The sequence below is a fragment of the Pseudomonas purpurea genome (assembly GCF_039908635.1).
In the GTDB taxonomy this organism is placed as follows: domain Bacteria; phylum Pseudomonadota; class Gammaproteobacteria; order Pseudomonadales; family Pseudomonadaceae; genus Aquipseudomonas; species Aquipseudomonas purpurea.
Window position 1 is genome coordinate 2,997,593 of the sequence record NZ_CP150918.1, and the last position, 25,319, is coordinate 3,022,911.

Genomic DNA, 25,319 nt, shown 5'->3' on the forward strand with positions numbered 1-25,319 from the left:
ACGTGTAGGGGTCCTACAACATGGTTTTATCCATCAACCAAAAGCATTGACACTGCATTTCAATCCAGCAATTCTTGTACGCAACATAAACAAAAAACACGAGAATATGCCCACATGACTCACTCCCCTTTCCCTCTTGTCGAGATCAGCGGCAACCCTTTCGAGCGCGGCGTGCAATATGGCCAGGCCGTCAGCGAGCGCATCAAAAAAAGTATCGAGATCTATTCGGTCCAGTTGTTGAAGATGGGGTACACCTGGGCCGACATTCGCGGCTTCGCCAACGAGTTCGTGCCCAGCATCGAAGCCTTCGAGCCCGAGTACGCCCAGGAAATGCGTGGCATTGCCCAAGGGGCGGGCTGTGATTTCGAGGCCATCGTGCTGATCAATGCCCGCACCGAAATCATTCAACTGGGCCGGCGCAAGGCGCGGCTTCCCGACCCGGATGGTTGCACCGGCGCGGTGATCCTGCCGTCGGCTTCGGCCAATAACGAAGTGATTCACGGGCAAAACTGGGACTGGCGCGCCGAATGCGCCGACAGCGCCATCGTGCTCAAGGTCCGTCGCGACGACGGCCCCGACGTGCTGACGTTTACCGAGGCCGGGGGCTTGGCACGCAACGGGCTGAACTCCATCGGCACCGCCATCACCGCCAACTACCTGGAGTCCGAGCGCGACTACACCCAGGTGGGCGTGCCGCTGCCGTTCATTCGTCGCAAGGCGCTGGAAGCCAAGCACTTTGCGCTGTCGATCAAAGTCGTGGCGACCACCGCCAAATCCACCTCCAACAACATGATGCTCAGCCATGCCGGTGGGTATGCCATCAACTTTGAATGCGCCCCGGACGAAGTCTTTCCGATCCAGGCCGAACAGGGCCTGTTGGTGCACGCCAACCATTGGCAAAGCCCGGTGGCCCTTGGCAAGCTGCGCGAAGCCGGGTTGAGCAGCGTACCGGAAAGCCTCTACCGCGATGTGCGGGTGCGGCAGATTCTCAGCGAAACCCCAGGGCAGTTGACCCTCGATCACCTGAAAAAAGCCTTTTTCGATGACTTCGGTACGCCGTGGGCCGTGTGCCGGCCGCCGCTGCCCAACATGGCCGGCAACCTCTCGGCCACCGTGGCGATGGTGGTCATGCGCCCAGGCGTGGGGTTGATGGAAGTCGCGCCATTGCCCTCCATCAATCGGTCATTCACCGCCTACTCATTGCCCATGGAGAGCGATATCAACCGCTACCTCGACTAGCGCGCATCACCCACGCCCTGCGGGGCGGCACGACAAAAATAATGACAATAAACAACCAGCGGTTCGCGACGCCTGCCGATCTCACCGTCGCCAACCGCCCAGTGGAGCATCACTCCCGTGCAAACCATTACCCGTATTGCCCTGACCGTAGGGCTCAGCACCCTGGCGTTAGGCACACTCAGTGCCGAAGCCGCCACCTCGTTGCGCGTTGCCCTCAACGCCGACATTCGCAGCACTGAACCGGGCGTCAACCGCGACGAAAACACCGACGCGGTGATCCTGCACGTGGTCGAAGGCCTGGTGGCCTACCGCGAAGACGCCTCCGTCGGGCCGTTGCTGGCGAGCAAGGTCCAGGTGTCTGACGACGGCCTGGAATACCGCTTCATCCTGCGCGACGGGGTGAAGTTCCACAACGGCGCGACCCTCACCGCCGCCGACGTGCTCTGGACCTGGAAGCGCTACCTCGACCCAGCAACACAATGGCGCTGCCTGGCGGATTTCGATGGCCGCAGCGTCGCCAAAGTGGTCGACATCAGCGCGCCCGATCCCTTGACCGTGGTGTTTCGCCTGAGCCAGCCCAACGGCTTGTTCCTCGCCCAGATGGCGCGCTCGGACTGCGGCGGTACCGGCATCGTGCACCCCGCGTCCGCTGACGCCAGCGGCAAATGGCAGGCCCCGATCGGCACCGGCCCGTTCAAGTTCACCGAATGGAAACCGGGGCAGTACGTCGACCTCCAACGGTTTGCCGATTACAGCGCCCGCCCGGAACCTGCCGCCGACGGCTACACCGGCAACAAACAGGCGTTTATCGATGACTTGCGCTTCATGGTGATTCCGGATGCGGCGTCAGCCAAAGCCGCGCTGCAATCGAAGGGCGTCGATGTGCTGCCCGATGTCACGGTCATGGACGCTCGCGAGTTGAGCGCCCTGCCCGGCATCAAGACTTCCAGCAGTTCGAACATGTCCCTTAACGCGTTGCTGTTCCAGACCCGCGACCCGCTGCTCAAGGACGTGCGCATCCGCCGCGCCATCGCGCTGTCCCTGGACAGCGAACACATGGTCCAGGCCCTCACCGAAGGCACCTCCCACGCCAACAACTCGGCAGTGCCCGACACCAGCCCCTACTACACCGATGTCCAGAAGCAAGGTTTCAAAGCCAACATCGAGGAAGCCAAGCGCCTGCTCAAGGAAGCGGGTTACCACGGCCAGCCGTTGAAGATCATCACCAACAAGCGCTACCAGAGCGTGTTCGACATGGCCGTGCTCAGCCAGGCGATGGCCCAGGCCAGTGGCTTGAACATCGACATCGAAACCCTGGAATGGGGCACGCAACTGGAGCGCTACCAAAGCGGTGCCTATCAGATCATGGCGTTCTCTTATTCGGCGCGCTTCGATGCAGCGCTGAACTTCGAGTCGATCATGGGTGACAAGAACCAGCAGCCGCGCAAGGTCTGGGACAACCCCGAAGCCCAGGGCTGGATGCTTGAATCCATGCGCGAGCGCGACCCGGTCAAGCGTCAGGCGTTGTTCAACCAACTGCATCACCAACTGCTCGAGGATGTGCCGATGGTGGTGATGTACAACGGCAGCACCCTCGGTGCCTTCCAGGACAAGGTTCAGGGATATCGCTCCTGGCCCATCGCCAAACCACGCCTGTGGGGCGTGAAACTGGCCGAATAGGAGGTTGATCATGCTGCGATTTATCGCTCAACGCCTGGCATTGTCCGTGCCGACGCTGCTGCTGATTTCGGTGGTGGTGTTTGCCCTGATCCGCTTCATTCCCGGCGATCCGGCGCTGCTGATGCTCGGCGACATGGCCGACCCGCAAAGCCTGACCGCCGCCCGCGAAGCACTCGGGCTGGACCGTTCCATCGGCGTGCAATTCGTCTACTGGCTGCAATCGGTGCTCAGCGGTGACCTGGGTGTTTCGATCACCAGCAAGCAGCCGGTGCTGGAACTGATCCTGGACCGCTTCTCGGTCAGTGCGAGCATCGTGCTGGTGGCGGTGTTCCTCGCGGCGCTGATTGCAGTGCCTGCCGGGCTGTTTGCCGCGTGGAAGCAGAACAGCCCGCTGGACCTGGGGCTGGTGACCGGCGCAACCCTGTTGCTGTCGATCCCCAGTTTCTGGCTCGGGTTGCTGTTGCTCTACGCCTTCGGCATCAAGCTCAACTGGTTGCCAGTGGTGGGTTACGTGCCATTCGCGCAGAACCCAGGGTTGGCCGTCACCTATCTGGTGCTGCCGATTGTCACCCTGACCCTGGTGGAACTCGGCGCCATCACCCGCATGGCCCGGGCCAGCACCATCGAAGTGCTGCGCCTGGAATACATCGCCCATGCGAGGGCCAAAGGTTTGTCCGAACGGGCGGTGTTGTGGCGGCACGCCTTGCCCAACGCCTTTGCACCGACCTGGACCTTGATCGGCCTGATTCTCGGCAACCTGCTGGGGGGCATCGCGGTGCTGGAAACCGTGTTCACCCTCCCCGGCATCGGCCGCCTGATGGTGGATGCGATCTACGCCCGTGATTACCCCGTGCTGCAAGGCTGCCTGCTGTTGATCACCTTTATCTACGTGATGGTCAACCTGCTGGTGGACCTGCTCTACCCACTCTTCGACCCACGGGTGAAGTTATGACCGCCTCGATGCCTCCTGTGACCTTGAGTGCCCGTCGTCCGCTGCGCTGGCCACCGGCCAACGCGCTGATTGGCGGCACGCTGCTGGTGATACTGATTGTCATGGCCCTGATGGGTGTGTTCTGGACGCCGTTCGATCCGCTGCAAATCGACCTGCTGTCACGGCTCAAGGCCCCTTCGCAGGTGCACTGGCTGGGCACCGACGAGTTTGGCCGCGACGTGTTCAGCCGCTTGATCATCGGTGCGCGCACCAGTTTGTGGATCAGCCTGCTCACCGTGTGCCTGGCGCTGTTTTTCGGCAGCCTGATCGGCATGCTCGCCGGGTTCCTGCGGGGCTGGACCGACCGCGTACTGATGATGGTCAACGATGCGCTGCTGGCCTTCCCCGGCATTCTGATGGCGCTGGGGCTGATGGCGATCATCGGCGCGAGCCAGTACGGCATCGTGCTGGCCTTGAGCATCGCCTACACGCCGTCAGTGGTGCGGGTGGTGCGCGGCAGTGTGCTGTCCTTGCGTGAACGCGAGTTCATCGAGGCCTCCCGGGTGATCGGCAACTCGGAGCTGTACACGCTGTTCCGGCACATCGCCCCCAACTGCGTCGCCCCGTTGTGCGTGCTGGCCACCAGCATGTTCGGCTGGACCCTGCTGTCGGAAAGTGCCCTGAGCTTCCTCGGGCTGGGCGTTCCGCCACCCGCAGCGACCTGGGGCAACATGCTTGCCGCCAGCCGCCCCTACATTGCCAGTGCCGCGTGGCTCGGCCTGTTCCCGGGGTTGTTCATCGCCCTGGCACTGGTTGCCATCAACCTGTTCGGCGACGCCTTGCGCGACCGCCTCGACCCGCGAATGAGCCGATGATCATGCCCTGTTCAACCCCGCTGCTCCAGGTAGACCATTTACTGATCCGTGCCGGCGCCGATGGCCCGTTGGCGGTCAACGATCTGAGCTTCACCGTGGCCCCCGGCGAAATTGTCGCGCTGGTGGGCGAGTCCGGTAGCGGCAAGACCATGGCCGCCCGGGCGGCCATCGGTTTGTTGCCGTTGCCGATGGAGGTTTGCGGCGGCGCCATCCGCTTCGAGGGCAAGGACCTCAATCAGCTCGGCACCGCCCAACTGCGCGACATCCGGGGGGCGCGCATCGGCATGGTGTTCCAGGAACCCATGGTCTCGCTCAACCCGGCCATCCGGATCGGCGAGCAAATGGCCGAAGGCTTGCGCCTGCACACCGACCTCGACAAGGCGCAGATCCGCGAACGCTGCGTCGACATGCTCACCCGCATTGGGATCGCCGACCCCGAGCGCTGCCTGGGCGCCTATCCCCATGAGTTCTCGGGCGGCATGCGCCAGCGGATCATGCTCGCCTCGGTGATGCTGCTGCGCCCGGCGCTGCTGATTGCCGACGAGCCGACCACCGCCCTCGACTGCCTGGCGCAACTGGACGTCATCGAGTTAATGCTGCAACTGACCCGCGAACAAGGCACGGCCATTCTGTTCATCAGCCATGATTTGTCGCTGGTGGCGCGCTACGCCCATAAAGTCGTGGTCATGCGTCACGGCCAAGCCGTTGAGCACGGCTCGATCAGCAACATTTTGCTGGCCCCGCAGCACGCCTACACCCGCCAGTTGCTCGAAGCGCTGCCCAAACGTGGCGAACTGGCGGCGTTGCCAGCGGCGGACAAACCCTTGGTGGAAATCACCGACGTCAGCATCGAGCACCCTGGCCACGCACGTTTCTGGGGTAAAAGCGTGCCCAAACGGGCGGTTCACAGCGCCAACCTGTGCATTGCACCGGGTGAAACCCTGGCGCTGGTGGGCGGCAGCGGCTCAGGCAAAACCACCCTGGGGCGTGCGCTCGTGGGGCTGGTCAAACCCTGCGTCGGGGAAATCCGCTTCAAGGGTGTCGACATTCTCAAGGCCGGCCAACGGGACCATCGGCTGCAATGCCAGATGATCTTTCAGGACCCCTACTCGTCCCTCGATCCGCGCATGCGTATCGGCGAAACCCTGGCCGAACCCCTGCGGCACCTGCCAGAACTCAGCACCCATCAGAAAAACGAGCGCGTGGCCGCGACGCTGATAGACATTGGGTTGTCAGCCGACTTCATGAACCGCTTCCCTCACCAGCTCTCGGGCGGGCAACGCCAACGCGTGGCCATCGGTCGAGCGCTGGTGCGCCACCCGCAGCTGGTGATCGCCGACGAGCCGATTTCCGCCCTGGACATGACCATCCAGAAACAGATTCTCGAACTCTTCGAGCGCTTGCAGGCGCAGTACGGTTTCGCGTGCCTGTTCATCTCCCATGACCTGGCCGCCGTCGAACGCATCGCCCACCGCGTGGCCGTGATGCATCAGGGCCGCGTGGTGGAAATCGGCAGCCGCGAGGCGATCTTCGATACGCCGCAACACCCTTACACCCGCCAGCTACTGGCCGCTGCGAGCCCGCTGGAGCAACTGGCGGGCGGTGGTTACCGGTTGCGGCCCAAGCCCGCAGCGTTAACGCCCACACCTTAGTTCCCCCCAGGCCAGACCTTGGCGCCGTCGAAGTGGTTCGACGGCGCCCACGGCGAAGCCATGCCCAAAAAACAACAAAAAGCCCTCACAGGAGCCAACACCATGAACGCAAAACTCATCCACCACCTGACGTTGATCGGCAGCACCAGCCTGCTGCCGATGGTCGCCCAAGCGGAATTCATCAAGGACAGCAAAGCCAGCCTCGACTTGAAAAACTACTACTTCAACCGTGATTACCGTGAAGGCGAAGGTCAGTCCAAGCGCGACGAGTGGGCACAAGGTTTTCTGCTGAACCTGCAATCGGGTTTCACCGAAGGCCCCTTGGGTTTTGGGCTGGACGCCCTCGGCATGCTCGGGGTGAAACTCGATTCGAGCCCCGATCGCTCCGGCAGCGGCCTGCTTTCGCGCGATAACGAGCCCGAACCGGGCAAACCCAGCTACGCCCGCCGCGCCCATGACAGCTATTCCAAACTCGGCCTGACCGCCAAGGCCCGCTACGCCAAAAGCGAATTGCGCCTGGGCCACTTGCTGCCGGATTTGCCGCTGCTGCAACCCAACACCAGCCGGGTGCTCCCGCAAACGTTCGAAGGTGGGCAACTGACCTCCACCGACATCCAGGGCCTGACCCTGCGCGGCGGGCAGATCGACCGGGTCAAACAACGTGAATCCACCAACTACGAAAAAATGGGCCTCACCAGCCAGAGTGGCGCATACAAGAGTTCGGCCAAAAGTGATCGGTTCCGGTTTGGCGGCGCTGAGTATCAGTTCACGCCGACCCTGACCGGCAGTTATCACTACGCTCAGCTTGAAGACATCTACCAGCAGCACTTCTTCGGCCTCAAGCACAGCCTGCCGCTGGGCGGCGGGAACCTGAGGACCGACATTCGTTACTTCAGCGCCGATGACGCGGGCACCGGGCTGGCCGGCAAGGTCGACAACCGGGCCTTGAGTACCCGCGTGATGTACGCGATGGCCGGACACTCCATTGGCGGCGGTTACCAGGAACAGTTTGGCGAGACACCGTTCACCTACGTCGACGGCACCAACACTTACCTGTTCACCGAGTACCAGTTGAGCAACTTCTCCCAGGCCAAGGAACGCGCCTGGCATGCCCGGTACGACTTTGATTTCGCCAGCCTCGGGGTTCCGGGCCTGCTGTTTTCAACGCGCTATGCCAAGGGCGATCACGCGCAAGTCCGTAAGTTTGTCGGTGAAGGTCGGGAATGGGAGCGCGACATCGATCTGGGCTACACCATCCAGAGCGGCCCGCTCAAAGACGTCAGCGCCCGCTGGCGTAACGGGTTGAGCAAAAGCAACTACCAGCGCGACACCAATGAAAACCGACTGGTCCTGAGTTACACCGTCAAGCTCTGGTAGACCGCTCGCGGACAGCTCCTAATGCCAGTCAGATAAAGATTGCGCACTTTATCAGGCTGACATTAGGGCTAGCCCTCACGGGTTCCACACCTGATCTTCCGTCCACCCCAATTCAGCAAAGTCCTGCGCCCGTAACCCGGCCTCTCCGGCGCAGAAGAATTCGTCCAGTTGCGGCGGTTCGACCGAGGTGCCGCTGAGCATGGCGTGCACCTGGCCGCGATGATGGAGCTGGTGTTCAAACAGGTGTGACAGCATGCGCAACCGCGTGTCGCGCTGCGGGTTGTCACGGGCGATGGTCACGATGCGGCCCATGTCTGCGTCTTGCAGGAGCTTGCAGTACGCAATCAAACGCTGGTCCACCTGCGCCTGTTCAGCCTTCAGGGCGGCGTGGGTTTGAAACGGTTCGTCTTTCTCGAAAAATACATAGCAATCGGGATGGGGCGCTTCACCGCGCAACTCGCGCTCCAGCGCATCCACGTAGAACCAGTCACAGGTCAGGATGTGGTTCAGGGTGGCCCTGATGGTCGGGAAAAAACTCACCCTCGGTGCCACGAACTCAGCCAGGCTCAACTGCGCGCACGCTTTGGCCAACCGGTGATTGGCCCAGGCGTTCTGATAAGCCATGGTCAGTAGATGGTGGGACAAGGGCTGCTGCATGGTTACACCTCTTGCGGACTGAAAGACTCGGCAAAGCGTTGTAATTGCATTTCTCGTAAGCGGCTAAGGGTGCGGCGAAACGGGAATTCCAGGTAACCCTCGGTGTACAGCGCTTCCATCGGCACCTGGGCTTCAAGGTACAGCGGCACTTTGCGGTCGTAACATTCGTCGACCAGCGCAATAAACCGCCGCACGCTGTCGTCGTGTACCGACAACTGCGGCAACTCACGGTCGCCTGCCACCACCCGCTCCGCGCTGTCTTCAGTGCCTCGGGCGATACGTCCGGGGCGTTGGTGCGCGCTGAGGTTGGGCACTTCGCTCAACAGAATAGCCGTGAAGCGGTCGCATATCGCCATGAAGTCCATCGCGGCAAAGGGCTGTTCACACAAGTCGGCATAGCGACACCACAACACCGTGTCACCGCTCTGCACCGCCACTACGGAGCGGTAACCCACGCTCACCGGCGCACGGCTCACCGCTTGGCCTTCGGTCAACTGCCTGAACACTGGCTCCAGCGCACTCGGCTGGCCGGGCGTGGACACCCAGTAACGCTGAAACCCGGCCCCCGGATGCAAGCGATGGTCTTCACCTCCGTCGACCGGCATCACTCGCATGTGGCTCTGGATGGCGGCAATGGCCGGCAGGAAGCGGTCACGGTTGAAACCGTCGGCATAGAGCTGTTCCGGTGGTTGATTGGAAGTGCTGACCACCACCACGCCGTGTTCGAACATCACCTGGAACAACCGGCCGAGAATGATCGCATCGCCGATGTCATTGACGAACAACTCGTCGAAACACAGTACCCGCACGTCCTCGCTCAACTCGCGGGCCAGGGCTTTCAACGGGTCTGCGATGCCGCTCAGTTGGAACGAACGCTGGTGGACCCACCCCATGAAATGGTGAAAGTGCTGTCGCCGGGCCGGGACCCGCAGGGTTTGGTGGAATTGGTCCATCAACCAGGTCTTGCCACGCCCGACCGGCCCCCACAGGTACACGCCCATCACCGGCGTTCGCCCCTGATGCAAGGCTGCATGGCACTGCTGGAGCGCCTGAACGGCGTGCTCCTGAGCCGCGTCCGGGACAAAACCCTTTTGCTCAATGGCATGGTGATAGGCGCTGAGGGGCGAGTCGAAGGTCATACCGGCCGTGCATCCAAGCGGAAAAGGCCGGAGTATGCCACGTGTGCCTTACAGCGAAATATCCAGCCGCACGATCTTGCCCTGCTCATTCAGGCGGAACACATAACGCAAGGCCTGCGGGCTGCCGGGAAACGTCCCGGAGATCAGGTTATTGAGCAGCACTTTGCCGGTGCGCTGCTGCACCTCGAGTACTTCGACCCGTGGCTGATAGCGCCGGGCAGTGTCTTCCATCCAGTGCGCGATGGCCTGGGTGCCGACCTGATGCGCGCCTTCATCGAAGACGTTGGCATCCTCGGCGAAGAAACTGGCGACCGCCGAGCTGTCGCGCGCGTTGGCGGCGGCAATGTAAGCGGCGATGGCCGGGGCCAGTGAAACGGCTGGGTTCGACATGGTGGGGCTCCTTGTTGAGTGTGACTGGAGCCATGCTAGAACAGCGGCGTGTCAGTTCTTGTCAGGAGTGAAACGCCCGGCTTCATCCAGTTGCATCAACGTGTGCCACGTCCGCAGCAAGTCGCTGCGCCGCCCCGGATAACGCTCGCCTTGCACGTTGGCGGCGGCGATCCGGTCGGTACGAAACGTCCGATAAGCGCTGCGTAATTCGCACCAGGCAACAATCACCCGCACCTCGTTGAAAAAACCCAGCGCCAGTGGCCAGATCAGCCGTTGGCTGGGGACCTGATTCACGTCGGCGTAGTCGATGTGCAGCTTCTCTTGACCGCGAATGGCCAGCCGAAACACGTGCAGCGCCACGGCATTCTGCGGATAACCAAAGCAGGGCGACCCTGCCAGCACGGTCGGGTTGCGCAAGGCGTCCTGCGCGGCGGGCGCCAGCACAGCGGCGATCTTGGCCAGCGCATCGGCGGCGGCTTTGCTCAACACTTCGTCGCCACGCTGGTCGACGTAACGCAAGCCCAGCACGATGGCCTCGGTTTCATCGGCATTGAGCATCAAGGGCGGCAGAAACAACCCGCTGCGCAGCACGTAACCCACCCCCGCCTCGCCATAAATCGGCGCGCCCAACGCTGTCAGCTCGGCGATGTCGCGGTACAGCGTGCGCTCGGAAATCTCCAGTTCACTGGCCAGCACCGCCGCCGTCACCGGGCGACTTTTACCGCGCAAGACTTGCAACAAGGTCAACAATCGAGAAGTCCGCGACACGGCAGGCACGCTCTGGGGCAAAGGTCGGCGCAGCTTAGCAGAGCGTGCTGTCAGAAACTGTCAGGAGCAGGCACCGCCAAACGCCTCAGTCACAAGCTACAGCGCCTTGCGTCGCAGCCTACAGTTACGCCAGAATCCGCCGGCTTGTGCGCTTTGCGGGCTGCCCCTATCGTTTCCCCTTCGCTGACCATTCAGCGAACGGGCTTGGCGGCTCGGTATTCAATATGCGCAACAGCGCCCCAAACATGATTGAAGGTACTTTGAGTACCTACTCTCCTGTGTCATGGCGGGTTGCCCAAGGATCCCTTCGGGGATGCCGGTTTTTTTGCACTTTGATCCGGTCCGCCAATCTTGAGCAATCCGCCACCCAATCTGCTTGGCGGCAGACGGTGGTGATTCCCAATGACAAAGTGAGGTTCACCATGTTCAAAGCAACCCCCAATCCCCCTGCCCCTGAAACCGACCCCGTTTCCCCCTACGCGTCCCTCGACTCCAAAGAACTCCACGAAGCCGCCCACCGCGCACTCGATCATTACCTGATACAACCCAGCACCAAGCAATTGCTGGCCGACCGCCGTCCCGGCTGCATTTTCGTCATTGCCCCGGACGTCGACAGCGAAACCCTGCTGGCCCACGCCTGCGAGACGCTGGCGTCGGTGAATGTGATGGCCAGCGATCTGGCGTTTGAACTCGACGGCCCCCGGCGCAACACCACCCTGGCGATTCAGCAAATGATTGCATTGGCTGAACTGGCGGTGAATCGCGCCTTGGATCACCTCGATCCGCCGGACTCCCAGGAGTAACCGACCCGACAGGCAGACCGCGTTATCGTTCTTCGTCGGATCACCGCCCGGACCACGCTCGGCGCCTACGGTTTCACACCGTGTCACTTGATCGTTCCCACTCACGAGGGAACGATCAACCACCATCCGCGTGATTTACGCCACAACGCGTTGCCCTCAGTGGTTTCGGCTGGCATCCTGCGCGTCCTTTTCTGACCCGGCCCACTTGGCAGACCTCTCGTGACCTCATCCCAGACCACTCCCAAGCCGCGTTCCGACCTGATTTATGGCCTGAACGACCGCCCACATTTCACCGCCACGGTCTTCGCCGCACTGCAACACGTGCTGGCCAGTTTTGTCGGCATCATCACCCCCACCCTGATCATGGGCAGCGCCCTGGGCCTGCAAAGTGAAGTCCCGTACCTGATCAGCATGGCGCTGTTCGTGTCGGGCCTGGGGACCTTCGTCCAGGCGCGGCGCTTTGGCCCCATCGGTTCCGGGCTGCTGTGCCTGCAAGGCACCAGTTTTTCCTTTATCAGCGTGATCCTCAGCGCCGGTTTCATGGTCAAGGCCCGTGGTGGTGGCACCGACGAGATTCTTTCGACGATTTTCGGCGTGTGCTTCTTTGCCGCGTTCATCGAAGTGGTGCTGAGCCAGTTCATCGGCAAGTTACGCATGCTGATTACCCCGGTCGTCACGGGCACCATCATCACGTTGATGGGCCTGTCGCTGATCAAAGTCGCCATGACCGACATCGCCGGCGGCTTCGGCGCCGTGGACCTGGGCGCCGCCAGCCATTTGGGCCTGGCCGCTCTGGTGCTGGGCACCATCGTGGTGCTCAACCGGGTCGACGTGCCCTTCCTGCGCCTGGGCGCCATTGTGATCGGCCTGACCTTGGGCTACGTCGTGGCCTGGCTGATGGGCGATGTCGATTTCACTAGCATGCCGGACGTGCCGCTGATGAGCGTGCCGGTGCCGTTCAAGTACGGGTTCTCCTTCGATTGGGTGGCGTTTGTGCCGGTGGCGGTGATTTTCCTGGTGTCGCCGCTGGAAGCGGCCGGTGACCTGACCGCCAACTCGATGATTTCCCAGCAACCGGTCAAAGGCCCGGTCTACATCCGCCGTATCAAGTCCGGCCTGCTGGCCGACGGCCTCAACTCGGCCATGGCAGCGGTGTTCAACAGCATGCCGATGGTGACCTTCGCCCAGAACAACGGCGTGATCCAGCTCACCGGCGTGGCCAGCCGCTACGTTGCGTTCTTCATTGCCGGGTTGTTGGTGCTGCTGGGGTTGTTCCCGATGATTGGCGCGGTCCTGCAATTGATGCCGAAACCGGTGCTGGGCGGCGCCGAACTGGTGATGTTCGGAACAGTGGCGGTGGCCGGGATCAAGATCCTCGCCGAAGCCGGCCTGCACCGTCGCAACATGCTGATCGTGGCGATTTCCCTGGGCATGGGCCTGGGCGTTGCGGCCGTGCCGGAAGTGCTGCGCGAATTGCCCAAGGCGTTGCACAACATCTTCGAATCGCCGATTACCGTCGGTGCGTTCTGCGCGATCTTGCTAAACATCTTCCTGCCGGAAGAGTTCATTGCCCTGGAAGAAGACGATTTCGACCCGGAAGCCTCGATCCTCAAGGTCATGGAAAACCCGGACGTTGAACCACTGAAGACCGACGCCAGCGCGCCGTTGGCCCGCTAAACGCATTCAAGGGCCGAGCCGCTGGCGGTCCGGCCCTTGATTTAAACGCATCAGGCACCTCGTTTATCCCTTTCCTCCTGTAGCCGGCGTCCAGCCGCTGCACGCGCCACTGTCTCTGACCCAACCTTTGGGTCATCTCTCAGGCCCGTCCTCGGCCCTGCGCCCATCATCCCGGTGATGCCGTTTTCAGGACGCACAGCCGACTGCTCACTTTTTTTTACAATTAATAGCATTTTGGCCTAACTGCGCTAACGTCAGATTACGCAAAAGCTACTTGGGTCCAGCGCAGGCGGTCTCGTACCGGGAAAGCCTGATGGATGACTGACACGAAGGAAGGCCCAGCATGAGTAGTCGTTTTACCTTGACCTTGGTGGGGCGGCTTCCCCGCCGCTCGGTGATGAGCACTTCAACCTCAAACACATGGCGTTTTTTAACCAAGCGGCGGCCCCGCCTGGCACCTGACAGGCAGTGCCTCAAACAGTGAGCCTGTGAATTGAGGCAAGCGGAGCACCCGGTAAACACCCCCGATCAAACAAGGAAGCAGTGAATGAACAATGATTACGTGCAAGTACTCAAGCGAGTGGCGTGGACTTTGATTTTCACTGGATTGCCTGCGAGCATGGCCCTGGCCGCGTCCGGTAATTGCTCAATGCTGGGGCCCTTGCCCGCCGTGGTCGAGGTGGGTGAAGGCATGCAAACGGTGATGCGTTCGGAGGTGGCCATCACTCGATTGGCCGTAGGCGATCCAAAAATCGCCGACGTGCACCTCAATGGCAATGATGCGTACCTGCTGACGGGCATTGCGCCCGGCGCGACCAGCCTGATGGTTTGGACCGCCTGTTCCGGCGCACCTCGCCAGAGCATGATATTTGTTCAGGGCAAAGGGGCCGGTTCGCTGGTGAGTACGGCATTTCCACCCTCGGAAGATCCCTTGCTGCCCAGTCAGGTACAGACCGATATTCGGTTTGTCGAAGTCAGCCGTACCAAGTTGAAAGAGGCCAGCACGTCGATCTTCGGCAAAGGGGGGAGTTTTCTGTTCGGCTCACCCGGCACCGTCCCGCTGGTGACTGTCTCGCCCGGCCAGCTCGGCAGCACGGCGACCCGTATCCCTCTGGATAATGGCAGTTTCAATATCGGCATCGGCGGCGGGAAAGTGCTGGGGCTGATCAACGCACTGGAAGGCAGCGGCTTTGCCTACACCCTGGCGCGGCCGAGCCTGGTGGCGTTGAGTGGGCAAAGTGCAAGTTTTCTTGCCGGTGGTGAAGTACCGATCCCGGTGCCGAGCAGTGGCAGCGACAATATCTCCATTGAATACAAAGAGTTCGGGATTCGCCTGACCCTGACGCCTACCGTCATCGGACGCGACCGCATTTCCTTGAAGGTGGCGCCGGAGGTCAGTGAACTCGACTACACCAATGCCGTAAGAATCGCGGGCATTAACGTGCCTGCGCTGACGGTGCGTCGCACTGACACCAGCATTTCCCTGGCCGACGGCGAGAGCTTCGTGATCAGCGGCCTGATCAGTTCGAGCAACACCTCATCGGTGAGCAAGTTTCCGGGGCTGGGCGACATCCCGATTCTGGGGGCCTTCTTTCGTGACTCCACCATCAGCCGTGAGGAAAAAGAGCTGCTGATGATCGTGACCCCGCACCTGGTGCAACCGCTGGCGGTCAATGCCCGACTGCCGACATTGCCGGGCGAAAAACTGCGTAATTACGACCCGAACTGGTTCCGTATGTATTTCCTTGAAGACGGTAACTTCGACCGGCGCAGTGGGTTGTCGCAATGAGATCGGGTTCTTTTGGGGAGCACAGAATGAAAGCAATCATGGCGGCATTGGGACTGGTGATGCTCAGCGGCTGCGCCACGGACGGTGGCGGGACATGGTCGAAGCTGTCAAGCCCGGCCGCTTGCGCCAAGCTGGGCTCCGATCAGGAACTGTCGTTGAGCATGGCCGATGACATGATCAGTGATGGCAAGTTGCACGCGGGCCTGGCCAACCTGCAAAGCCTGCCAGATGACCTCGCCGCCGTGCGCCTGCGCAAGGCCAAGATCTACCGCATGCTTGGGCAAAGCGATGCCGAGCCGTTGTATCGCAGTTTGCTGGGCACCTGCCTCGCCGCTGAAGGGGAACACGGCCTGGGCCAATTGGCGGCCGCGCACAAAGACACCGATCAGGCCCTGAAGCATTTGCAGCGGGCCGCTCAGATGGCCCCCACCGACGAGAAGATTCGCAACGACCTGGGCGTGGTTTACCTCAAGCAGTTGAAGCTCAAAGAGGCGCGTTTTGAGTTCATCACCGCCATGGAGCTGAAGCAGTCCGACCAGTTGGCGGCCGTCAACCTGGTGACCTTGCTGATTTATCAAGGAAACTGGAAGCAAGCCTCGGAGTTGGTCAGTCGCGTGGGCTTGAGCCCCGAGCAAGTGACCGACGCTCAGGTACGCGCCGAAAAACTCAAGAACCCGGCGAAGGCCGAAGCGGCGCCCAGTGATCGGGTGGCCACGGCGCTCGATCCGTCGCAACCTCGTGTCAATCCGCCAACAACGCAGAGGTAGAGATGAAACAGAATATGCTCAGCTGCCTGGGACTGTTGCTGCTTCCGCTCGCAGCCCAGGCCATCGAACCCGGTCCTTCATCGCCACAACAACAGGAAACCGAAGCCTGGTTACTGTTGCAGTCTCGCGGTCAGGCCGTTTCGCCCATCCCGCAAGCAGCGGCGGCCAGTGAACGGGACCTGAGCCTGCAACGCTGGCTGGAAAGCTATAAACATGCCATCCCCGAGTACTTCAAGGACTACTCCGGCGGACAGAAGAAGTAACTCATAAACAGTGCAACGGCCTCAGCCCCCAGCGGGTTTCCTCGCTGGGGGCTGAGGCATTTAGGTGGGTGACGGTTGCCCGCCTTCGTGCTTACAACTTCCCGAAGACTTTGAACACGCCAATGATTGCCGGCCCAATGGCCACCAGGAAGAAGCTTGGCCACAGGCAGAAAATGAGCGGGAACACCAGTTTGGTACCGATTTTCGCCGCTTTTTCTTCCGCCAACTGAGTGCGCCGATCACGAAACTCCTCGGCATAGATCCGCAACGTGGCGCCGACACTCGTGCCGAAGCGGATGCTCTGCGCCAGCAAGCTGACCAGCCCGCGAATGTCTTCCAGGCCGGTGCGTTCAGCCAGGTGCTTGAGCGCTTCGGTACTGGGAATGCCCGCACGGACTTCGGAGTTGACCAGCGCCAGTTCCACGGCCAGATCGGGTTGGCTGACCGCCATTTCCTCGGACACCCGCTCGATCGCCTGGGGCAAGGCCAGGCCCGACTCCACGCACACCACCATCAGGTCCAGGGCATCCGGGAAGGCGATCAGCAATCGGGTCATCCGTGCCTGTTTGCGTGCATTGACATAAATGGCCGGTACCAGCCAACCCACGCCCAGCGCCAGCACCAGCACACCAACACCCAGGAACAGCGACAGCTTTGGAATCAACGGCAGTACCAGCACCCCAAGGCCCAACATGACCAATGGCGACAACAGGCGAATCGCCCAGTACATCTGCAATGCTGCGTGCGAGCGATAGCCGGCATGCATCAGCAGCGTTCGGGTCGTGGAGGCCTGGCCCTGTTCGGCAGAGGAAAAGCGCTGGCCGACCTGCTCCAGCATCAACTGCAGATTGCTGGGTGTGCTCTGCCCGTAACTCTCCCCGCCATGGCCGCGTTTAATCAGCAAAAGACGACGCTGCACCGGGTCCTGTAGCCCCAGCACCAGCAATGCCAGTGTTGCGACTGCGAGCACCACGCTCAAGCCGATGGCCCCCGCGAACAACAGGCGCGCCAGTTGCTCGTCACCCACCACGCTATTGATCAGACTCAGCAGATAGTTCATGACCCCCTCCTTGACACCTGGTGGTGTTCACACCTGAATCCGGATGATTTTGCGGATCCAGAAAATCCCGATCAGCATGGCCACAAATGCCCCGATCACCATCTTCTGGCCAAGGGGTTCGTTGAACAGCATAGGCAGGTAAGTCGGGCTCGACAGCACAATGGCCGCCGCCAATACAAAAGGCACGGAGACCAGTATCCAGCCCGACATACGCCCTTCGGCCGACAGCGTCTTGACCTTGCGCTGAAAACGAAAGCGCCCACGAATCAGGCTGCTCAAGCGCTCCAGCACTTCCGTCAGGTTGCCGCCCGTTTCGCGGTGAATCAGCACCGTCGTCACCAGCATCATGACGGTCATGCTGGGCATACGCTCCAGCAGCCCCAGCATGGCCCGACGCACATCGTTGCCGTAGTTGATGTCGGCAAACGTCAGGCCGAACTCATGGGCAACCGGCCCCTTATGCTCCTCGGCCACCAACTGCAAGGTTTCGTTGAAAGGATGGCCGGCACGCAGGGCCCGGCACATGGCATCCAGCGCATCGGGCAGGCCTTCCTCGAATTGGGCAAAGCGTTTGCCACGGTCACGGGATATTTTGAGCACGGGCAGCCAAAACACCACCATGGCCACCGGGGCAGCCACCCACCAGAGTTGGGTGAACAGCCAAAGCACGACCCCGCTGACTGTCGCCAGGACTAGCCCGAGCAACAGCACCCGATAGGCGCGGTAGTCATGCCCGGCTTGCTCGATCATCTGTGCCAGCGTCTCCATCGCCGGCAACTGCTCCAGTCGGGCTTCCAGCGGTGACAAGCGGCGCAGGTATTTCTGACGCAGCACCGACTGCATGTTCGGCAGGTTACTGGCTCGCTCCAGCAGGTTCAGGCGCCCGCGGATACGCTTGCGCACCTTGTTGGCCTCACCGAACACCGGCACCGCCAACCCCTGACTGAGGAGAAACATGGCGGTGAACACCATGCCGAGGAACGCCAGGATAAATTCACTGGGGATGTGATTCATGACTATCCCTCCATCCAGTCAGGCCGAAACAGGCTGAGCGGCAGCTCGATACCACGTCTGGCCAGTACATCGCGAAACGCCGGCACCATGCCGGTGGGACGGAATTCACCCAGTACTTGACCGTGTTCGCCGATACCGCTGCGTACAAACGCGAAAATCTCGGTCATGGTGATGATTTCGCCCTCCATGCCGTTGATCTCCTGCACGCTGACCAGCCGCCGCGTGCCATCCTCCTGACGCTCCAGCTGGATGACCACGCTGAGGGCCGAGGCGATCTGCTGACGCATGGCCTTGATCGGAAAAGTCGCGCCGGTCATCGACACCATGTTCTCGATCCTGCCCAGCGCATCGCGCGCGGTGTTGGCGTGAATGGTGGTGAGCGAACCGTCGTGCCCCGTGTTCATCGCCGTCAACATGTCCAGCGCTTCGGCGCCACGCACCTCGCCGATCACGATGCGGTCAGGCCGCATACGCAGGCTGTTGCGCACCAGTTCACGCTGGCTCACCTCGCCCCGGCCCTCGATGTTCGATGGGCGGGTTTCAAGGCGTACCACATGAGGCTGCTGCAACTGCAACTCGGCCGAGTCTTCGATGGTGACGATCCGCTCGTTGTGCGGGATGAAGCTGGACAGCACGTTGAGCATGGTGGTCTTGCCGCTGCCCGTACCGCCCGAGATCAGGACATTCATTCGCCCACGGACGATTGCCTTGAGCATCAGGGCGATTGCCGGTGTCAGGGTGCCCATTTTCACCAGGCTCTCGGTGTTGAGCAGGTCCACGGCAAAACGACGGATCGACATGCTCGGCCCGTCGATGGCCAGGGGCGGGATGATTGCATTGACCCGGGAGCCATCCTTCAGGCGGGCGTCCACCAGCGGTGACGACTCATCGATGCGCCGTCCCAGGCTGGAAACGATGCGGTCAATGATGTTCAGCAGGTGGTGGTCGTCGCGAAAGCGCACATCGGTTTTTTGCAGTTTGCCAAAACGCTCGACGTACACCGAGGCGAACCCGTTGACCAGGATGTCGGACACACTGTGATCGGCCAGCAGCGGCTCCAGGGGACCAAGGCCCAGCACTTCGTCAGTGATCTGCTTGATGATCAGTTGGCGGCTGGCAGCACTGACGGGCGCCGAGTGCTCGTCGAGCAGGCGCTGACAGATGTCGCGGATCTGCCGCGCGGCTTCGGCGGGCTCCAGGGAGTCGAGCAGTGACAGGTCCATGACCTTGAGCAGTTGCTGGTAGATCTTCTCCCGCCACTCGGTCTCCACCTGATTGAGCTTGGTCCGGGTCTCGTAGAGCACGTCCGGTATGGCGGCTTCCCAGGCCATGAGTACGCTGACACAGTCTTCACTGTCGGTCTGTGTACCCTGCCCGTCTGCCGGAGCACTTTTGCCGGACTGCTGACGCAGGCGATTACGAAAGTCGCTGAGCATGGCCTTACCCTCCGAACAAACGGCTAAAGGTACGTTTAAACAGGCCCCGCTCGCTGGCCACGACCCCGATCAGGTTCTGGCTCAACTCACGCAGGGCAAAGGTCACGCCTGCACGCGGCGCATGGAGTTCCAGGGGCACTCCAGTGTTCTGGCTTTCACTGACCACCGAATAGTCGTTCGGGAGCTTATGCACGTCGGTGCAGCGCAGGGCTTCGGTAATGTCCTTGAGGCTGACCGGCGAGGTCTTGTTGTAACGATTGACCACCACTTGCAAGCGATTGCCCTGCACACCCAGGTCGTCGCGCAGGATGCGCGTCAGGCGGGTGCCGTCCTTCAGGTGGCTGAGGCTCTGCTGCACCACGATGTAGATGCGGTCCGCCTGCTCCAGTGTGACGCCGGTGAGGTGGTCGATCTGTCGCGGCAGATCCACCACCACCCAGTCATAGGTGCTGCGTGCCAGGCGCAACAGGTTTTCCAGTTGCTCCAGGCGAATATCCTGCGAGAGGCACAGCTCACCGGTGCGTCCGCCCAGGACATGCAGGGTCGGGCTGAAGTGGCTGCAAAAACCGCGCAAGGCGATGCTGTCCAACTCGTCGACCTGTTGCAGCACTTCCATATGGCTGTGTGTCGGCAACACATCCAGGCAGTGGGCCACGCTGCCGAATTGCAGGTCCAGGTCCAGCAACAGGGTTCTGCCGCCTCGGGCGCTGAGCTGATGCGCCAAATTGCAGGCCAGCATGGTGGCGCCGGAGCCGCCCTTGGCATTCATCACGGCAATCAGCTTGCCCCCGGTGCCCTGCTCGGCATGGGCCTCCATTATCATTCGGCTGAGTGCGGCCTGTAGTTCATCGGCCGACACCGGCTCTGGCAGAAAGTCGCGAGCACCGGCCTGCATCGCCAACCGCATGCCCTCGCGCTCATCCAGCGGGCCGCACACCAGCAGTGGCGGACGCTCTTTCAACGGATGCAGCAACAGGGCCGCCAGCTCCTCGCGCCACAAGTGGCTGACGCGCAACAACAGGAAATCAGGCATCTGCTCCAACCCATACAACGGGTCGGTGTGACCATTGCTCACCAGCCGCGTACTGACTTGCAGGCTGGGAAGGCTCTGGCTCAATGCTTTCAGGTGGTTCAAGGCGGTCACGTCACGCCCACTGATCAACAGGCGCATGCCTGTTTTCTCAGTCACGCTGGTGACGGGAGCTTCTCGGGTATTCAGCATGGCGTAATCTCCGGAGTGACGCCCACCTCGGGTTGCCGACCGAGGCTTTCACGCGGCACGGTCGACCTGTACACCGGCAGGGTAAACACCCCGCCGAACCCGGGGATCAGCAGATTGAACGTGAAGTTTGTCACCTGTAACTGGATGTACCGGATCGCACGAAACCCGCTGGTACTGGTGAGGTCGTTGGGGTTAGCGACCACCGCACCGTTCTCGTCCAGGTAGATCAGGTTCAGGTTGGCCGTGGTCAGGTTGCCGATCAGGCTGCTCTTGCCACTGTTACTGGCCGCATTGAAAATGGCGCGACGCAATATGACCGGGTCACGGATATCGCACACCGCCGCCAGGCGAGCGCCACGACGAACGGTTTCATTCAGCGCGTTGACGGTGAAATACAACCGGCCCATTTCCAGCACGCCGAACAGCAACGTGAACAACACCAGACTGGTGATGGCGAACTCGACAACATACAGCCCACGCATACGCTTGATATTCATCATAAGGCCCTCATCACGACGGTAGAGGTCAACGCCAGGCCCAGCGGCACGCTCTGGCCATAGAAAGCAGGTAATGCGCTGCCGATCACCGGCACAAAGGTGTAGGTGATGCTGACCTGGACGTGATCGGTGCCCACTGCCGCCACCGAGACATTGCCAGTGGTCAGCCCAGGCACGACTGCCGGGTAGCCATTGGGGTTGGCAGGAATGCCGTACACCGCGACGCTCTTGGTCTGGGACTGAAGCGTGGCGCTCAGGTCAACCTTGCCCAGGGTTGCGTTCCAGGCCTGGCCGGCCACAAAACGCCCTGCATCACGGCTGGCCTGCATCAGGCTGTTGTACTGAAACAACATGCGGCCGAACTCACCGAACGTGAACAGCAGCAACAACAGCAGCGGCAGAGTAATCACCAGCTCCACCATCGCCAGCCCACGCTGGGTCTGCGACGACTTGAATCCACGGTGTCCCATAAGGCCTCCTAAGAATCGGTACTCGGTGTCTGGCTGTTGTCGATATAGGTCTTGTACAGCTGAATGATCCGCGGGCCCGCGTCGTTGACCGGATTGGGGCCGGGCACATTGTCGCCTTCGCACTGTTTGACGAACTGGCCGAATATCTGCGCCGAGTTGCCCTGCTGAGACTCCGGTTGCAACACGAAATAGCAGCCGAAACCCAGCACCGGTATCGAGGACGTCCCGTCGTTCTTGCCAGAGCAATCACCGATCACCACTTTCAGGATCCGCCGTTCGAACGCGCCACCGGCCTGACAACCGCCACCCGAACCCGCAACGCAGGCGGCAGAGGCCTGTACCCAGTCGTTGTAGTCATACAGGGCGCCACTGGACGTGGACAGGTTGCCATTGGTGGAGGTGACGGCCAGATTGTTGTACTGGATCTGTGCCGGTGAACCGGTGTACGTCAGCGACTTGGAGTTGACCGCAATCACCAGGTCCGGCGGATAGTCCGCAGCGCTGAGGCCACCTGAATACTGGTTGAAGCGCGTATTGAGGCCTTGCCCGGAAGGCCCTACGGTGTTGCCTGGCTTGGTCTGGACATTGTCGCCGACGCTGTTGCACTGATTGATCCCGCCCGCCAGGCCCTGCTTCACGGCGTTGCCACCCGAGCCGAAGTCAAGCAGTTGAAAATTGCCGGGGCCGATCGCCGAACTATTGCCCGCAGCCGTTTTCAGCACTTGCAAATCACCGAACTTGAACCCCCAGAACATCCCGTTGGCCGGGTTGTTGTTCGCCGGGTCCCCGCACACCATCAGCGGTGTGAGATCACAGGGGCTGGCCGGGCTTGGCCCGGCGGTGGCTACCGCCGCCACGGCCTTGCTCGGGGCTACGCCGTTACCGATCGCCTTCAACATGCCCCAGAAAAACCCGGTCAGAGGGTAGTTGGGGACCGATACCCGTACATAGCTTGCATTGGCCGGGCCCGGAAAGGAAAAAGGCCCATAGACACTGGAGGACAGCTCCACCGTGGCGAAACCGGCGATGTTGTTGCCAATAGCAGTGGCCAGTTCCTGGTTGCCCGAGGCATTGGCATTGCGTGTCAGTGTGTCCCTTGCAGCGGTTTGCGTCAGGCTGGCGGCACCGGTCGCACCGGAGACCTCGCTGAGTGTCTTGGCCCCGCTCAGCGCCGCGGCATCCACGGCATTTTGCAGGCGTGCCTTGTTCACCAGCATATGACCACCGTCCAGCGCCAGAGCCCCCATCAGCAGGATGGCGGCCAGGGCAATCACGACCAGCACGATAATGGTTCCGCGCTGATGGTTTGGAAATGCGGTGAGCGGCTGTTGGATACGCGGTCTCATCATCAAGCCCTCTTGTTCTGCCGACCTTGATCGGCAGGGTGCCGTCACCCACCAACGCCAAACGACGACACCTGGCGGGCGATGCCTTCAACGGTTGCCAATGGCGGCTACAACTGGGTTCTCACGACATTGACTTCGATACCCCGGATCACCGTGATGCCACTGTCGGAACCGCCCTTGCGCCGTACGATGGGCTTGACCACCGGTGGTAGTGGCGCGGCCTCGACCATCGCCACCGGTTCGGCGACTGCAGGTAGCTTCTGGTTGTCCAAAGGATTGCGCAGGGCCAGTTGCAGCTTCCCGTCGGTCATGCCCTTGACCAGGGTTTCTGCCTGAGCGGGCGTCATTTCCAGGGTGACCGCACGTACGACCACCGGCTGGGTCTTGTCGGTACTGGCGGTCTGGTCCACTGCCAGAACCCGCAAGTCCTCCAGGATGGTGCTGGACTCGGCGTTTCCGTCGTTGCCTGTCTGTCTGGTCGCCAGGACATCGACCCGATTACCCGGCAAGAGGAACCCGCCCACGCCCACCACATCATCCACGCGTACCGAAATGGCACGTTTGTTGGGCTCGATCAGCGAGGCCAGTGTGCTCCCGCCCAAGTGCTCGGCCAGGCGCGCACCGCGCACGATGTCGCCGCGCAGCATGGAGAACGTGGCGATCTTGCCCACGACCTTGTCGGTGGCATCGAAGGCATCGTCTGGCACCGTGTCCTTGGGCATACGCACCAGTGTCACCTGCTGTGCCTCGACCATCTGCCCGAACGAAATTTCCACGGTGGCCACCACCACATTCTGCTGATTATCGTCTGGGTTGGCGTTAAGCCGGGCGCTGAGCCAGGTGTTGGCCATCCAGGCGGCGCCCAGCCCGAGGATCACGGACAACGCAATCAAGGTGAAAGTACGTGAACTCATGTCGATATCTCCTTATCTATCCAAGAAAGTCGAGCTGTACAAAATAGTTGTGCCACGCCCACTCCAGTTCCTGCGGCGACAGCGGTCCGCCGCCGCCCAGGTAACGCTGACGGTCGAGGGCCATATTCAACAGGTCACGGGGGTGGCAAGGCACCAGCGGCATGTTTTCAACGCCGTAGAGTTCCTGCAGCGCGTAATTCAGCAGTTTCGGGTCGTAAGCAATGCCCAGTCGCTCGGTCTCCTGGCACCAGATGCGTTCGTACTCATCGGGTTTCAGGTAACCGAATTGCAGCTTGTAGCCAATTCGCCGCAAAAACGCTTCGTCGGCCAGTTCCAGCGGATTGAGGTTGGTGGAGAACACCAGGATCAGGTCGAACGGCAGCTCACAGTGCCGCCCACCCCCGAGGTTCAGGAAGTCGCGTTTCTCCTCCATCGGCACGATCCAGCGGTTGAGCAACTCGGCCGGCGCCATGCGCTGACGGCCCATGTCGTCGATGATGAACAGGCCATTGCTGGCCTTGAGCTGCAACGGGGCCTGGTATTGACGCGTGAAAGGGTCGTAGCGGACATCCAGCTGTTCCATGCTCAATTCGCCGCCCGTGATGATGATCGGGCGTTCACACCGTAGTAGCCGGCGATCGATCCCTTCGTTGAGCAGCAGATTGTTCTGCAGCTCATCGTCGTCATCCAGGCGCCGGTGTACCTGAGGATCGAAAATTTCGATCACCGCCTCGTTGATCGCGATGGCATGAGGCACCCAGATGGCCTCATCAAACAGGCGGATCAGTCGGCTGCTGACATAGGTTTTACCTGTGCCCGCCGGCCCGTAGATCATGATGGCGCGGCCAGAGTTCATCGCCACGCCCAGTTGATCGAGCATGCTTTGCGCGAGCACTACCGAGCCAAAGGCGTGCTGCATGTCCTGTGCGCTGATACGACCATGGTGAATGGTCTGCACTTTGAGCAGGGAGCGATAGGTGCTGACCGGAAAAGGCGCCGCGCCGATGTACCCGCTACGCGCCAACGCATCACGGGCGGCGCTGCGCCCGCGCTCGGTCAACCCGTAGCGCAATGCCTGACCACCGGTTTGACCGAGTATTTCGACACGACCGTCCTTGCGCAGGAAGGTCAGTACTTCTTCCAGTACTGCGCCCGTCAGCGCCAGGCGCTCCACCAGCCGCGACATGTCCAGCACACCCGCATCGTGCAGATGCTTGCAGACCAGATCACCGAGAAAGTTGTCCGCCAACCCGGTCTCACGGATGGTGCGTGGCTGTGGAGCCAACCGCTGCACAACTTCGCGCTCATTGTGAGTAACGCTGCTGTTGCTGATGGCATACATAGTGTTCTCCT

General features: G+C 61.4%; 24 protein-coding genes. 11 read left to right on the top strand and 13 right to left on the bottom strand.

The genetic code is table 11. The features are described 5' to 3' along the window. Positions 1-114 precede the first annotated feature (114 nt). From AABM54_RS13515 to AABM54_RS13540, 6 genes are all read left to right on the top strand, one after another. Positions 115-1,239: a C45 family peptidase gene (locus AABM54_RS13515; protein WP_347900428.1), complete on the top strand. Its 1,125-nt coding sequence runs from the start codon at positions 115-117 to the stop codon at positions 1,237-1,239. Positions 1,240-1,380: 141 nt separating this feature from the next. Continuing rightward, complete coding sequence (locus AABM54_RS13520) at positions 1,381-2,919, top strand: ABC transporter substrate-binding protein (RefSeq protein ID WP_347906194.1); 1,539 nt, start codon at positions 1,381-1,383, stop codon at positions 2,917-2,919. 10 nt (positions 2,920-2,929) lie between these two features. After that, positions 2,930-3,871 carry an ABC transporter permease gene (locus AABM54_RS13525; protein ID WP_347900430.1) on the top strand — a complete coding sequence of 314 codons (942 nt, stop codon included), beginning with the start codon at positions 2,930-2,932 and terminating at the stop codon, positions 3,869-3,871. Further along, positions 3,868-4,725 (top strand): ABC transporter permease, encoded by an 858-nt coding sequence (locus AABM54_RS13530; protein ID WP_347900431.1) that lies wholly within the window; start codon positions 3,868-3,870, stop codon positions 4,723-4,725. The genes AABM54_RS13525 and AABM54_RS13530 overlap by 4 nt, the downstream gene beginning before the upstream one ends. A gap of 2 nt (positions 4,726-4,727) precedes the next feature. Then, positions 4,728-6,377, top strand: a complete 1,650-nt coding sequence (locus AABM54_RS13535) for an ABC transporter ATP-binding protein (protein ID WP_347900433.1) — start codon at positions 4,728-4,730, stop codon at positions 6,375-6,377. A gap of 102 nt (positions 6,378-6,479) precedes the next feature. Continuing rightward, a complete protein-coding gene (locus tag AABM54_RS13540; protein WP_347900434.1) occupies positions 6,480-7,754 on the top strand; it encodes an OprD family porin in 1,275 nt (424 codons plus the stop codon). 75 nt (positions 7,755-7,829) lie between these two features. Here AABM54_RS13540 and AABM54_RS13545 read toward each other — a convergent pair whose 3' ends face one another. Genes AABM54_RS13545 through AABM54_RS13560 form a run of 4 tightly spaced genes read right to left on the bottom strand, consistent with a single transcriptional unit; the run spans position 7,830 to position 10,708 of the window. Then, positions 7,830-8,411, bottom strand: a complete 582-nt coding sequence (locus AABM54_RS13545) for a DinB family protein (protein WP_347900436.1) — start codon at positions 8,409-8,411, stop codon at positions 7,830-7,832. Between the two features lie 2 nt (positions 8,412-8,413). Then, positions 8,414-9,550, bottom strand: coding sequence for a cell division protein ZapE (gene zapE / locus AABM54_RS13550; protein ID WP_347900437.1), 1,137 nt, complete (start codon positions 9,548-9,550; stop codon positions 8,414-8,416). A 48-nt stretch (positions 9,551-9,598) separates the two neighbouring features. Continuing rightward, a complete protein-coding gene (locus AABM54_RS13555; protein WP_347900438.1) occupies positions 9,599-9,940 on the bottom strand; it encodes a nuclear transport factor 2 family protein in 342 nt (113 codons plus the stop codon). Between the two features lie 51 nt (positions 9,941-9,991). Then, positions 9,992-10,708, bottom strand: coding sequence for a YafY family protein (locus AABM54_RS13560; RefSeq protein ID WP_347900439.1), 717 nt, complete (start codon positions 10,706-10,708; stop codon positions 9,992-9,994). Between the two features lie 422 nt (positions 10,709-11,130). Between AABM54_RS13560 and AABM54_RS13565 the strand changes: the two genes are divergently transcribed. The 5 genes from AABM54_RS13565 (at position 11,131) to AABM54_RS13585 (ending at position 16,007) form a co-directional block, all read left to right on the top strand. After that, positions 11,131-11,511, top strand: coding sequence for a DUF6124 family protein (locus tag AABM54_RS13565; protein WP_347900441.1), 381 nt, complete (start codon positions 11,131-11,133; stop codon positions 11,509-11,511). Positions 11,512-11,730: 219 nt separating this feature from the next. Then, the gene (locus AABM54_RS13570; RefSeq protein WP_347900443.1) at positions 11,731-13,188 is read left to right on the top strand and encodes a nucleobase:cation symporter-2 family protein; all 1,458 of its coding nucleotides are present in this window, start codon (positions 11,731-11,733) and stop codon (positions 13,186-13,188) included. 547 nt (positions 13,189-13,735) lie between these two features. Next, positions 13,736-14,977: a type II and III secretion system protein family protein gene (locus AABM54_RS13575; RefSeq protein ID WP_347900444.1), complete on the top strand. Its 1,242-nt coding sequence runs from the start codon at positions 13,736-13,738 to the stop codon at positions 14,975-14,977. 26 nt (positions 14,978-15,003) lie between these two features. After that, entirely contained in the window at positions 15,004-15,744 is a 741-nt protein-coding gene (locus AABM54_RS13580) for a tetratricopeptide repeat protein (protein ID WP_347900445.1), read from the top strand. Between the two features lie 2 nt (positions 15,745-15,746). Then, entirely contained in the window at positions 15,747-16,007 is a 261-nt protein-coding gene (locus AABM54_RS13585) for a DUF3613 domain-containing protein (protein ID WP_347900446.1), read from the top strand. 91 nt (positions 16,008-16,098) lie between these two features. Here AABM54_RS13585 and AABM54_RS13590 read toward each other — a convergent pair whose 3' ends face one another. From AABM54_RS13590 to AABM54_RS13630, 9 genes are all read right to left on the bottom strand, one after another. Beyond that, entirely contained in the window at positions 16,099-17,067 is a 969-nt protein-coding gene (locus AABM54_RS13590) for a type II secretion system F family protein (RefSeq protein ID WP_347900447.1), read from the bottom strand. Between the two features lie 27 nt (positions 17,068-17,094). Continuing rightward, positions 17,095-18,081, bottom strand: coding sequence for a type II secretion system F family protein (locus AABM54_RS13595; RefSeq protein WP_347900448.1), 987 nt, complete (start codon positions 18,079-18,081; stop codon positions 17,095-17,097). A gap of 2 nt (positions 18,082-18,083) precedes the next feature. Then, on the bottom strand, positions 18,084-19,517 hold the full coding sequence (locus tag AABM54_RS13600; RefSeq protein ID WP_347900449.1) for a CpaF family protein: 1,434 nt from the start codon (positions 19,515-19,517) through the stop codon (positions 18,084-18,086). 4 nt (positions 19,518-19,521) lie between these two features. Beyond that, a complete protein-coding gene (locus tag AABM54_RS13605; RefSeq protein WP_347900450.1) occupies positions 19,522-20,739 on the bottom strand; it encodes an AAA family ATPase in 1,218 nt (405 codons plus the stop codon). Then, positions 20,733-21,236, bottom strand: coding sequence for a TadE/TadG family type IV pilus assembly protein (locus AABM54_RS13610; protein ID WP_347906196.1), 504 nt, complete (start codon positions 21,234-21,236; stop codon positions 20,733-20,735). The genes AABM54_RS13605 and AABM54_RS13610 overlap by 7 nt, the downstream gene beginning before the upstream one ends. Then, complete coding sequence (locus AABM54_RS13615) at positions 21,236-21,706, bottom strand: TadE/TadG family type IV pilus assembly protein (protein ID WP_347900451.1); 471 nt, start codon at positions 21,704-21,706, stop codon at positions 21,236-21,238. Before AABM54_RS13615 ends, AABM54_RS13610 begins: the two co-directional genes overlap by 1 nt. Positions 21,707-21,714: 8 nt before the next feature. Beyond that, complete coding sequence (locus AABM54_RS13620) at positions 21,715-23,055, bottom strand: TadE/TadG family type IV pilus assembly protein (protein ID WP_347900452.1); 1,341 nt, start codon at positions 23,053-23,055, stop codon at positions 21,715-21,717. 104 nt (positions 23,056-23,159) lie between these two features. Then, the gene (gene cpaB / locus AABM54_RS13625) at positions 23,160-23,966 is read right to left on the bottom strand and encodes a Flp pilus assembly protein CpaB (protein ID WP_347900454.1); all 807 of its coding nucleotides are present in this window, start codon (positions 23,964-23,966) and stop codon (positions 23,160-23,162) included. Positions 23,967-23,982: 16 nt separating this feature from the next. Further along, positions 23,983-25,308: an AAA family ATPase gene (locus tag AABM54_RS13630; protein ID WP_347900455.1), complete on the bottom strand. Its 1,326-nt coding sequence runs from the start codon at positions 25,306-25,308 to the stop codon at positions 23,983-23,985. Positions 25,309-25,319 lie beyond the last annotated feature (11 nt).

Bases quoted from the DNA above. Each gene is read 5' to 3' on its own strand.
- AABM54_RS13515 (WP_347900428.1), top strand. From the start codon at position 115: ATGACTCACTCCCCTTTCCCTCTTGTCGAGATCAGCGGCAACCCTTTC.
- AABM54_RS13525 (WP_347900430.1), top strand. From the start codon at position 2,930: ATGCTGCGATTTATCGCTCAACGCCTGGCATTGTCCGTGCCGACGCTG.
- AABM54_RS13530 (WP_347900431.1), top strand. From the start codon at position 3,868: ATGACCGCCTCGATGCCTCCTGTGACCTTGAGTGCCCGTCGTCCGCTG.
- AABM54_RS13535 (WP_347900433.1), top strand. From the start codon at position 4,728: ATGCCCTGTTCAACCCCGCTGCTCCAGGTAGACCATTTACTGATCCGT.
- AABM54_RS13540 (WP_347900434.1), top strand. From the start codon at position 6,480: ATGAACGCAAAACTCATCCACCACCTGACGTTGATCGGCAGCACCAGC.
- AABM54_RS13545 (WP_347900436.1), bottom strand. From the start codon at position 8,411: ATGCAGCAGCCCTTGTCCCACCATCTACTGACCATGGCTTATCAGAAC.
- zapE (WP_347900437.1), bottom strand. From the start codon at position 9,550: ATGACCTTCGACTCGCCCCTCAGCGCCTATCACCATGCCATTGAGCAA.
- AABM54_RS13555 (WP_347900438.1), bottom strand. From the start codon at position 9,940: ATGTCGAACCCAGCCGTTTCACTGGCCCCGGCCATCGCCGCTTACATT.
- AABM54_RS13565 (WP_347900441.1), top strand. From the start codon at position 11,131: ATGTTCAAAGCAACCCCCAATCCCCCTGCCCCTGAAACCGACCCCGTT.
- AABM54_RS13575 (WP_347900444.1), top strand. From the start codon at position 13,736: ATGAACAATGATTACGTGCAAGTACTCAAGCGAGTGGCGTGGACTTTG.
- AABM54_RS13580 (WP_347900445.1), top strand. From the start codon at position 15,004: ATGAAAGCAATCATGGCGGCATTGGGACTGGTGATGCTCAGCGGCTGC.
- AABM54_RS13585 (WP_347900446.1), top strand. From the start codon at position 15,747: ATGAAACAGAATATGCTCAGCTGCCTGGGACTGTTGCTGCTTCCGCTC.
- AABM54_RS13590 (WP_347900447.1), bottom strand. From the start codon at position 17,067: ATGAACTATCTGCTGAGTCTGATCAATAGCGTGGTGGGTGACGAGCAA.
- AABM54_RS13595 (WP_347900448.1), bottom strand. From the start codon at position 18,081: ATGAATCACATCCCCAGTGAATTTATCCTGGCGTTCCTCGGCATGGTG.
- AABM54_RS13600 (WP_347900449.1), bottom strand. From the start codon at position 19,517: ATGCTCAGCGACTTTCGTAATCGCCTGCGTCAGCAGTCCGGCAAAAGT.
- AABM54_RS13605 (WP_347900450.1), bottom strand. From the start codon at position 20,739: ATGCTGAATACCCGAGAAGCTCCCGTCACCAGCGTGACTGAGAAAACA.
- AABM54_RS13610 (WP_347906196.1), bottom strand. From the start codon at position 21,236: ATGAATATCAAGCGTATGCGTGGGCTGTATGTTGTCGAGTTCGCCATC.
- AABM54_RS13615 (WP_347900451.1), bottom strand. From the start codon at position 21,706: ATGGGACACCGTGGATTCAAGTCGTCGCAGACCCAGCGTGGGCTGGCG.
- AABM54_RS13620 (WP_347900452.1), bottom strand. From the start codon at position 23,055: ATGATGAGACCGCGTATCCAACAGCCGCTCACCGCATTTCCAAACCAT.
- cpaB (WP_347900454.1), bottom strand. From the start codon at position 23,966: ATGAGTTCACGTACTTTCACCTTGATTGCGTTGTCCGTGATCCTCGGG.
- AABM54_RS13630 (WP_347900455.1), bottom strand. From the start codon at position 25,308: ATGTATGCCATCAGCAACAGCAGCGTTACTCACAATGAGCGCGAAGTT.